Raw genomic sequence first — 10,092 nt, forward strand, 5'->3', positions numbered from 1 at the left:
GGGTATATGTTTGTATGTGAATTCGTTCACGCTTATTATATTACAAGATTCGACGTCAAATGACAACCCCTTTTGTCGAATTTCACATTTTTGTCACATTCTAAACGTTTTCATTCTTGAATAAGCTATAAAAAAAGCAATTTAGGAGGTTTCCTTATGAAAAAGTCTCATATTTTTCTTATCTTTCTATGTGTTATGGTTTCTTTTTTCTTGTATATCCTCTCTCTATTACAAGCTTTTCCTAAAATTATTGCCTTCCCTCTTTTATTCGGAGTTATCGTCATCGCTGTCTCTTATTTCAACTATAGAAAACGATTTAAAGGATTTTAACTACAAAAATAAGTCGTGAAGATCCCTTATAATATAGAAAAAATAAAGAAAATCACTTTAATTATTCGGCAAATATCGACATGATGTACTTTTGAGCAAATGTTTCAAACAAAAAAGACGAGGATAAAATCCCTCGTCTTTTCTCATTATTTCTCTTCAAACAATAGCGCTTCTAATTCATTTAACTTCTCTTCAAATACTTGTAATGCTTCTTTTACAGGTTCTGGTGATGCCATATCTACTCCTGCTTTTTTCAACACTTCAATTGGGTAATCAGAGCTTCCAGCTTTTAAAAATTCGTTAATGTAACGTTCTACTGCTGGTTGTCCCTCTTCTAAAATTTGTTTTGACAAAGCTGTCGCTGCACTAAATCCTGTTGCGTATTGATATACGTAATAGTTGTAATAGAAGTGCGGAATACGAGACCATTCTAAACCGATTTCTTTATCAATTACTAAAGCGTCTCCGAAATATTTCTTATTTAAATCGTAGTAAATCTCCGTTAACATGTCCGGCGTAACAGCATGTCCTTCTTGTACTTTCTTATGAATGATATGCTCAAACTCTGCAAACATTGTTTGACGGAATACAGTACCACGGAATCCTTCTAAATAGTGATTTAATAAATATAGACGCTCTTTCTTATCTTCTGTCGTCTTCAATAAGTAATCATTTAGAAGCGCTTCATTACACGTTGATGCTACTTCTGCAACGAAGATTGAATAATCACCATATACGTGCGGTTGTGTCTTCCTTGTATAGTAACTATGCACTGAATGACCAAACTCATGAGCAAGTGTAAATAAATTATTTACATTATCATGCCAGTTCATTAAAATATACGGGTTTGTTCCGTATGCACCAGATGAATATGCTCCACTTCGTTTTCCTTTATTCTCATATACATCTACCCAGCGATTTTCATATGCTTCTTTCAGAATTTCAACATATTCATCACCAAGTACATTTAAAGATTTCAATAACATTTCTTGCGCTTCTTCATACTTCACATTCATTTTCACTTCTGGTACAAGTGGTGTATATAAATCGTACATATGAAGCTCATCAAGACCTAGAGCACGCTTACGAATATCAATGTATCGATGTAGTAAGTGTAAATTATCATTTACCGATTCAATAAGTTGATCATACACCGCCTCAGGAATATTATTATTACTTAATGCAGCTTGACGTGCAGAATCGTATTTACGAACGCGCGCATTGAAATTATTACGTTTCACAGCCCCGCTTAACGTACTTGCAAATGTGTTCTTATATTTTCCGTATGTTTCATATACAGCTTTGAATGCATCTTCGCGTACACGACGATCATCACTTTCTAAAAACTGAATGTAACGACCATGTGTTATTTCTACCTCTTCTCCATCCTCACCTTTAATAGATGGGAATTTCAAATCCGCATTATTCAACATACCGAATGTATTACTTGATGCACTCATCACTTCAGATGCTTCTGCTAATAACGCTTCTTCTGCCTCAGATAATACGTGCGGACGTTGACGTGTAATTTCTTCTAATGCATGCTCATATACACTTAGTTCTCGATTTTCTTGTAAGAATGTTTGCAATGTATCTTCTGAAATAGATAAAATTTCAGGTACGATATAAGCTGTGCTACTAGATACTTGTGAGTATAAATTTGTTGCGCGATCATTTAATGCTTGATACACAGAGTTTGTTGTATCTTGATCATAACGCATATGTGCATATGTATATAGCTTACCTAATCGCATTGAAATTTCATCTTCATATTGCAATGCCTCAAGCAAATTGTCTGCAGAGTCGCCAAGCTTCCCTTTAAATTCAGTTAACTTTGGCAATAGTTCTTTAATAGCTTTGAATTCTTTTTCCCATTCTGCATCTGTTTGGAAAATATCTTCTAATCGCCATGTGTTTGCTTCTTCAATCTCATTACGATTTGGTAATGATTTTACTGTATTTTGTTCAGCCATTCTTTAAGCCCTCCTTATAATATCTCTACTTAAGTACAATTCGATTTTTCTTATATAATTCCTTCACGATCAGTCTTTATTATATCCCCTTTTCCATCTCTCATGTTGTACTTTGTCTCAAATAGAGATAGTGCATGAGCTAAGCAAATTTCATCATATTTCATAATTTCTTCCTCTGTTTTTGCCAACACAACATCTCTTATTTTCCGATACTTATTAATACCTACTTTTATTAATACACCTACATAACATAAAAATGTCATATACTCTGCAACTGCTACCTTCCATATATGTTGTGCAAAATACGGAAGTAGACGCCTCTTCGTATACTTTGCTACATAGTTACATACGTATTGCAGAGAAATATACTCCCCTACCTTAAGCATACCTATACACTTCATATAAAGAGAAGCTTGCCATATAAATGGATTTGTTTGAAAAGCAAATGAGGATGGGAGCGGAACACCGATTTCAGAAGGAAAACTCGCTGGGGTACATTTATATTGATATAAGAGGCGGAGTAGTGACTTATGATTATAATTCCAGATAGATAGAGCGTTTTGCCGAAAATAGTTCTTTTTTCTCTTCCATTCTTGTCCTAATACCTCTTTCCGGAAAGGAACGGGAGAAAAGAGCATGTCAACAGTAGTCGTATCAGTTGGTAAATAAATAGTATGTGAGAAAGAAACATTTGTAGAAAACGGAGTGATAAATGTGCATTTCATAAACGATTTTTGTTTCGGACAAAAGAAAATAAGAAATGGCTGAGGGTAAGGTTGTAAGGAGAACGCCATAAGGGAGGAGAATGTCATCCAATAGGCGGATTGCTTTTTTAACTGATTTCCACCGATTATCCAGATGACTTGTATACTAGCTTGCCAATACGAATATGTTCGCTTATAAAGCTGCTCTACGGAGAGATTTGCACATTGATATTCAATCGCAATTTTTCTATCCGCTCTCTCTACGTAAATATCTGGTCGTTGCTTGATTACCGGCAGATAATGCTCTATATCTACATGAAAATCTTGACGTTTTAACCATCTATATAACAATTCTTTACCGTGCATATGATACATAGATTCTGCTTCATAAAACGTAAGACATGAATCCACTTTCTTATGAGCAAAATGCCCGCTCTTCTGTTTTCCTAATTTCATTTGCACTTCTTTTCCGCAAGCTGTACAAAAGAATTTTTCTCGTTTACGCATTTCGCGTAAACGTTCTTCATCCCGGTTATATAATAGATGAATTTTCTCTCCGTTTTCTCTCCTTGCAATAAACATCACAATCACACCCTTTCAACTCCTTGTATTCTACAAATTACTACAAATTCCTCTCAAAAAAAGAGATGTCCTAAATTAGGACATCTCTTTCTATAATAAAGGTGATAATAACCGATACGTCGATTCAACAATCCGCCTATGAAGACGTCTCTTATGAAATCGGTCAACATGAATTTCACTGGATTCTTCTAAATCATCTTTAAAATCTTGAACGAGCTTTCGAATGCTATCTGTATCATACAAAAAGGCATTTACTTCAAAGTTTAAATGAAAACTCCTCATATCCATATTAGCTGTTCCAATTGATGCGAGATCAGAATCCACGATAACGACTTTACTATGAAGAAAACCTTTTTCATATTCATATATTTTTACTCCTGCATCTAATAACTCCGGAAAGTACGATCTTGATGCATAAAAGACAGTCCGCTTATCCGGCTTACTTGGCATTAACAAACGAACATCAATACCAGCAAGTGCAGCTACTTTTAATGCAGATAAAATATCATCATCTGGAATAAAGTATGGTGTTGCAATCCAAATCGATTTCCTAGCTGAAGCAATCATTGCAAAATATAAATGTTTAATTGTTTCCCATTTATTATCTGGTCCACCTCCAACAAGTTGGACTCCGCCCCAATGATCACCCTCAACTGCTTCCGCTTGTAAATATTCAGGTGCCAATACCGCCTCACCAGTCATATAAAACCAGTCTTGAAGGAAAATCAGCTGTAAACTTTGAACTGCTTCACCGCGTAAATATAAATGCGTGTCTCGCCAAAAACCGAAATATTTATCCTTCCCTAAATACTCATCACCAATATTTAATCCACCTACAAACCCTTCATTTCCATCTATAATAACGATTTTTCGGTGGTTTCGATAATTAATTTTATCGTTTAAAATCGGAAAACGCACAGGGAAAAATGGAATCATTTCTACTCCTGCATCATTCAATTCTTCAATATACGAATTTGATAATTTAAAGCTTCCAACCGCGTCATATAAAAAACGAACGACAACGCCTTCTTTTGATTTTTTTATTAAAATATCTTTAATTTCTGTACCGAGCTTGTCATCACGCACAATGTAATACTCCATATGAATGTGGTGTTTCGCTCGATTTAACCCATCTAAAATTGCCTGAAACGTTTCGTCTCCATTTGTTAATGTCCTCGTTTCAGTTTGAAATGAAATATTTAAAGCACCCAATCGATCTGCTAAACGAAATAACAATTCTTGATGCTTATGATTTCGTAAAATCCGTTCTTCGTAATCTTCGTGTCCCTTATATTGTAAAAACGCCTGTTCATCGAGTAATGCCTTCTTTTGGAACATTCTTTTTCTGCGAAAGTTTTGTCCAAATAAAAGATAAGCAAAGAAACCGAACACTGGAAAAATACCTAGTACGATTAACCACGTAAGTGTTTTTGACGGATGGCGGTTTTCTAAGAAAATAACACATCCAATTAAAAATGCGGAAACCGTAAATAAAATACTAATAATACCTAAAATCGAAACATCCTTTATCCCCATGACATCCGAATAAAATGCTACATCAATAAACATGCGTAATGAAACAAATAATGCGAACAGTAGTAGAAAAAAGAAAAGTAGTTTTAGTGTATTTTTCATCTCTTACCCCCTAAATAAGAAAGCCTTCCCATTCTTCATAAAAAAAGCCGATTTCATACTATAGAAATCGGCCTACATTTTAGGAGGGAAATTGTTGCGAATTGTCTCAAGCGCACGCTCTTTCACAACCTGTTTCCCATACTCACTTACACGGTGAATCGTTAAAGTAGATTCTTCTCCATATTCTAAAACAATACTTAAAATACGATCAATCTCTTCTTCTTCATGTAGCACTTCATCAAATTCTACATATACATAATAGCGGTCCTCAAATGAATGCAATTCATCTTTTATATCTTCAAAGATAAGACGATGACTTAATGAAATGACATCTTCAAAATCATTAAACTTAATTAAAAAGCCAAACGTACCATCTTCATTAAAGTTTGTTCCTACTTGTTCTTCTACCTCTTCGACTAATTCTTGCTGGAATAATGATTCGATGCCTTCATCTAGAGGAATGTCTATAATTTTATCCACACCTATTGGTAGTTCCAGCTTTTGTCCATCCTTTGAAAGCTCCGCTTTCGTTACAAGTACTTCAATCCCCTTATCGACTGCTTGCACTTGAATCCATAACGGTCCATCGACAAAGAAATCATCATGATCACGAGCTTCGTCCATCATCTCCCAAAAGAGCTCTTCACTTCGTTCGCGATCATACCAAATTTCTTCACGGTTAAACCCTCTGTCCTCTATATCAATGTACGTAATAAAAAATTTCATCGTATGGTCATTAATTCTTTCAATATCCAAAATACAACTCTCCCTTCCTGCTTAGAATTGTTATGAAGGGATTCCCCACTCATATGACAAAACAATAGATTCTTGTACTCTCATTTTATGATAAGATTCTCCAGAATGGAAATAAAATCGATTTATTTTACAAAAATAGTTATATACCTATCTGTATTCGACTGTTTACATAAAGTGAAACAGTAATCAGTATTTTTTTCATCCTCCACTGATTATTAGCTCGCACCAATCGGGATAAATATACCATTATACCAATTCACTGTTCACAAAAAATTTGGACATACATTCCCATATTCCCCCGTACACTGTAATAAAGTGAAACTTCTATTATAGGTGGTTATTTTGTCCCCGGGGGCGCGGGATCAAAACTAGACAAACTTTCTTCACCACATACATATATTTCGCTTATTAAAACATCATAAATGGAGGCAGACGAATGGACTTAGAGTTTTTAACATCTGTACTAATGATTGTCGGTATCGATGTTGTACTAGGTGGCGATAACGCAATTGTCATCGCACTAGCTAGCCGAAATTTACCTGAAGCAAAACGAAATAAAGCCATTTTGATTGGTACTATGTTAGCAATTGTGCTACGAATTCTCCTCACAATACTAGCTGTCTATTTACTTGATATCCCATTTTTACAACTCACCGGCGGAATTTTACTCACATTAATTGCGGTCAATTTACTCACTGATAATAACAACGATCTTTCTTCTATCCAAGGAAAAACGACTTTATTCCAAGCTGTGCGTACAATTGTATTCGCGGATCTCGTTATGGGGTTTGACAATGTTATTGCCATTGCAGGAGCAGCACACGGAAGACTTTCACTCGTAATTATCGGTTTATTCATTTCTATCCCGATTATTATTTGGGGAAGCAAACTTATTTTAATACTCATGGAACGCTTTCCATTTCTCATTTATTGCGGAGCAGCAGTTCTCGCCTATACAGCAGGAAAAATGATTACACATGAAGACAGACTTGCAACGTTTTTTCATCATAATCCTAGTTTTACCGCAAGTATCCCTTATTTGTTCATTTTCACCATTTTATGCATAGGCTTTATCGTTCAACAAGTGCGGTTACGTAATGTGAAACAGTAAAAAAAAACCTTCTACCCTATAATAGGTAGAAGGTTTTCATATTATTATAATTAATTTACAAGACGCTGTGCTTCACGTAATTGGAACGTTCTTACTGTACGTGGTAAGAAACGACGGATTTCGTCTTCGTTGTAACCTACTTGAAGGCGTTTTTCGTCAATCATAATTGGACGACGTAAAATACCTGGATAGTCACGAATCATCTTATATAAATCTTGAAGTGGTAAAGACTCTAAGTTCACATTCAATTCTTGGAAAACTTTTGAACGAGTAGAAATAATCTCATCCGTTCCGCTTTCTGTCATACGTAAAATCTCTTTAATCTCATCAATCGTTAATGGATCTGAGAAAATATTACGTTCTGTATAAGGAATATGATTTTCCTCTAGCCATAATTTCGCCTTTCTACAAGACGTACAGCTTGGAGAACTATATAATGTTACCATACAAAGCTCACTCTCCTTAAAGAGTACAAATTCTGTACTAATTACAGTTTAAATTTCTAACTTCCGCAATTTTTCGCGATAACTTGTCTTATAGCAAAGTAAAAAATCGCAATTCATGTAAGCAACAACAATTACTTTTAATAAGTAACTTCTATAATCATTATACAATAGTTTTTGCAAGAAATATACAGTGAATTTACTGCTAGTTGAGAAAAATTCTCCGTGTACTCCACTGCTATGTAACATGATTACACTCATTAAAACTGTCCTTTAACAACGGTCTTCAACCCTTTTGATACTTACTTTCTACAATAATTTTCAATTGCTATACAATTACAGTTTCATAATCTTCCCTATCAAAAAGAGAGCGTTTTCTTACCTTTTTCCGACAAAACAATTGAAAAATGTAAGACTCTAAAGGTTAGAAACAAAAGAACACCTGTTCTAATTTTAACAAATCTCCCCGCTCATGTCTATATGCTTTCTAAAGTAAATCGAATATTTTTCTGACATTTCTTTCTTTTTTACCATTTATCTCATACAATAAAAATATAGACAGGCAAAGGGGGAATTTGCATATGATCGCTTTTTTTACTGATTTTATCATTGTTGCTACCCTCATCATCGGAATAACAGCATTGATTGGTGTCATTACAAATAGCATCGGTGAAAAGCTCTTTGGTGGGAAAGAAAAAATGAAGTTTGTTAACAAAAGTTTAGATGTACAATCTGGCTGGAACCAAGTTGGCGGAAAAGGCATTTATAAAAAACGTACGTACTAAAAAAAGCAGGTAATCACCTGCTTTTTTTGTTATTTCTCTACTGATGCCCATTTGAAGCTTACTTCGCCACCATACTTATGGTTGTACATATCTTTAATTGTTTCTCTTTGTAAATATGCTCTACCACGTTGATATACTGGAACAATCGCAGCATCATCAAGTAACATTTTTTCTGCTTCTAATAAGTTTTTCCAGCGAGCATTTACATCGCTTCCATCTTTCTTCGCTTTCATAATAATCTCATCGTACTTCGGATTAGAATACTTCATTTTGTTTTGCGCTCCATCAGTTACAAACATATCAAGATATGTAACTGGATCCGGGAAGTCTGCACTCCATCCAGAGAATGACATTACATAATCGCCAGCATCTTCTAATTTTAGTTTTTGCGCGAATGGTTGTTGTTTAATTTTCACTGTTAATCCTGGTAAATTCTTTTCTAATTCACCTTTTAAATATTCACCAGTTTTCTTCGATAATTCAACATCTTCATTTAATAGCTCTAATTCAATTTCGTTTTTACCAAGCTCTTTTTTACCAGTTTCCCAATACTTTTTCGCTTCTTTTACATTTGGTTTTACAATATCTCCATTTTCAACACGGAAATCTTTTTTATCCGGTCCTTTAATAAAATTGTCAGGAATTAATCCCGTCGCTGGCTTAGAACCGTTATTTAATAATGTATCAACGAATGGTTTACGGTCAAAACCAAGAGAAATTGCTTTACGAATATTTTTATTTGCTAAAGCTGGGTCTTTTTGATTTAAGCGAAGGAAGAATACAGATGTATCTTCTACCGTTTTGAAATCTGGTTTTCCTTTATATTTATCGATGAACTCTGCTAATAACGTCGCTCGATCGACTGCGTTTGTTTCATATAAATTAATTGGCGTAGATGTATCTTTTACAATATTAAAGTTTACTTCCTCAAGCTTCACTTCTTTATTGTCCCAATATGATGAGCTCTTTGTCATTTTGAAGCTACGTTCATGTTGCCAATCACTTAATGTAAATGGACCGTTATAAAGTGTTGTATTTGCTTCTAAACCAAACTTCGTCCCTTGCTCTTTCACATACTTTTCATTAACAGGATAGAAGATTGGATAGACCATTAAATCAACAAGATATGGAATAGAATTATCTAATTCTACTTCTAATGTATGATCATCAATCGCTTTCACGCTTAATTGGTCTGGACTCATCTCTTTTTTATTAATTTTCTCAGCATTTTTTATATCGTACATAATGTACGCCGATTTCGCAGCTGTATCTGGATTAATTGCTCTTTGCCATGCATACACGAAATCTTTCGCCGTTACAGGTTCACCATTTGACCATTTTGCATCTTCACGTAATTTAAATGTATACTTTTTACCGTCTTCTGACTTTTGGAATTCTTTCGCTACACCTGGAACTAATTTATCGTCTTTCCCAAGGCGGTATAGACCTTCCATCGTGTTGTTCATTACTTTTGAAGAAACTGCATCAGCTGATAACGCTGGGTCCATCGTTGGAATTTCTTGTGTTTCAATTAAGTTAATAACTTGCTTCGCACCGCTTTTCCCGCTATCCCCTTTTGCGTTCGCTTGCGGTTCATCTTTTTGATAGCCACATGCCCCTAAAATCATGCTCATTGCTACTGTTGATGCTACAAAAACTGGTATCTTTTTTTTCATACTTCCACCCTCCAAAAAAATGTTAGCCCTTTCATTTTCAAACAGAAAGAAATATATATATGTTCTAACAATTCATATTATACACACAAATATATTC

The 10,092-nt window shown here is 34.7% G+C and carries 9 protein-coding genes; 3 read left to right on the forward strand and 6 right to left on the reverse strand.

Annotation, left to right across the window (positions count from 1 at the left end):
• Positions 1-156: 156 nt before the first annotated feature.
• Positions 157-330, forward strand: a complete 174-nt coding sequence (locus ACFWDE_RS28430; protein WP_016094547.1) for a hypothetical protein — start codon at positions 157-159, stop codon at positions 328-330.
• 146 nt (positions 331-476) lie between these two features.
• On the opposite strand, the gene pepF is transcribed toward ACFWDE_RS28430, so the two are convergent.
• The 4 genes from pepF to mecA form a co-directional block, all read right to left on the reverse strand.
• Positions 477-2,303 (reverse strand): oligoendopeptidase F, encoded by a 1,827-nt coding sequence (pepF, locus tag ACFWDE_RS28435; RefSeq protein ID WP_377896124.1) that lies wholly within the window; start codon positions 2,301-2,303, stop codon positions 477-479.
• Between the two features lie 50 nt (positions 2,304-2,353).
• Positions 2,354-3,589, reverse strand: coding sequence for a competence protein CoiA (locus tag ACFWDE_RS28440; RefSeq protein WP_377896127.1), 1,236 nt, complete (start codon positions 3,587-3,589; stop codon positions 2,354-2,356).
• Positions 3,590-3,679: 90 nt separating this feature from the next.
• Positions 3,680-5,224, reverse strand: a complete 1,545-nt coding sequence (locus tag ACFWDE_RS28445) for a cardiolipin synthase (protein ID WP_002149818.1) — start codon at positions 5,222-5,224, stop codon at positions 3,680-3,682.
• A gap of 72 nt (positions 5,225-5,296) precedes the next feature.
• The gene (gene mecA / locus ACFWDE_RS28450; RefSeq protein ID WP_377896125.1) at positions 5,297-5,980 is read right to left on the reverse strand and encodes an adaptor protein MecA; all 684 of its coding nucleotides are present in this window, start codon (positions 5,978-5,980) and stop codon (positions 5,297-5,299) included.
• Between the two features lie 436 nt (positions 5,981-6,416).
• Between mecA and ACFWDE_RS28455 the strand changes: the two genes are divergently transcribed.
• A complete protein-coding gene (locus ACFWDE_RS28455; RefSeq protein WP_193654807.1) occupies positions 6,417-7,091 on the forward strand; it encodes a TerC family protein in 675 nt (224 codons plus the stop codon).
• A gap of 50 nt (positions 7,092-7,141) precedes the next feature.
• Here ACFWDE_RS28455 and spx read toward each other — a convergent pair whose 3' ends face one another.
• Positions 7,142-7,537 carry a transcriptional regulator Spx gene (gene spx / locus ACFWDE_RS28460; protein WP_002011348.1) on the reverse strand — a complete coding sequence of 132 codons (396 nt, stop codon included), beginning with the start codon at positions 7,535-7,537 and terminating at the stop codon, positions 7,142-7,144.
• 578 nt (positions 7,538-8,115) lie between these two features.
• Between spx and ACFWDE_RS28465 the strand changes: the two genes are divergently transcribed.
• On the forward strand, positions 8,116-8,319 hold the full coding sequence (locus ACFWDE_RS28465; protein ID WP_000559981.1) for a hypothetical protein: 204 nt from the start codon (positions 8,116-8,118) through the stop codon (positions 8,317-8,319).
• Positions 8,320-8,348: 29 nt separating this feature from the next.
• Here ACFWDE_RS28465 and ACFWDE_RS28470 read toward each other — a convergent pair whose 3' ends face one another.
• On the reverse strand, positions 8,349-9,995 hold the full coding sequence (locus ACFWDE_RS28470) for a peptide ABC transporter substrate-binding protein (protein WP_377896126.1): 1,647 nt from the start codon (positions 9,993-9,995) through the stop codon (positions 8,349-8,351).
• Positions 9,996-10,092: the final 97 nt, after the last annotated feature.

Source organism: Bacillus sp. NPDC060175 (assembly GCF_042728695.1).
Lineage (GTDB): Bacteria > Bacillota > Bacilli > Bacillales > Bacillaceae_G > Bacillus_A.

Excerpts from the sequence above, each read along its gene's own strand:
- ACFWDE_RS28430 (WP_016094547.1), top strand. The coding sequence starts at position 157 with ATGAAAAAGTCTCATATTTTTCTTATCTTTCTATGTGTTATGGTTTCT.
- pepF (WP_377896124.1), bottom strand. The coding sequence starts at position 2,303 with ATGGCTGAACAAAATACAGTAAAATCATTACCAAATCGTAATGAGATT.
- ACFWDE_RS28440 (WP_377896127.1), bottom strand. The coding sequence starts at position 3,589 with ATGTTTATTGCAAGGAGAGAAAACGGAGAGAAAATTCATCTATTATAT.
- ACFWDE_RS28445 (WP_002149818.1), bottom strand. The coding sequence starts at position 5,224 with ATGAAAAATACACTAAAACTACTTTTCTTTTTTCTACTACTGTTCGCA.
- ACFWDE_RS28455 (WP_193654807.1), top strand. The coding sequence starts at position 6,417 with ATGGACTTAGAGTTTTTAACATCTGTACTAATGATTGTCGGTATCGAT.
- spx (WP_002011348.1), bottom strand. The coding sequence starts at position 7,537 with ATGGTAACATTATATAGTTCTCCAAGCTGTACGTCTTGTAGAAAGGCG.
- ACFWDE_RS28465 (WP_000559981.1), top strand. The coding sequence starts at position 8,116 with ATGATCGCTTTTTTTACTGATTTTATCATTGTTGCTACCCTCATCATC.
- ACFWDE_RS28470 (WP_377896126.1), bottom strand. The coding sequence starts at position 9,995 with ATGAAAAAAAAGATACCAGTTTTTGTAGCATCAACAGTAGCAATGAGC.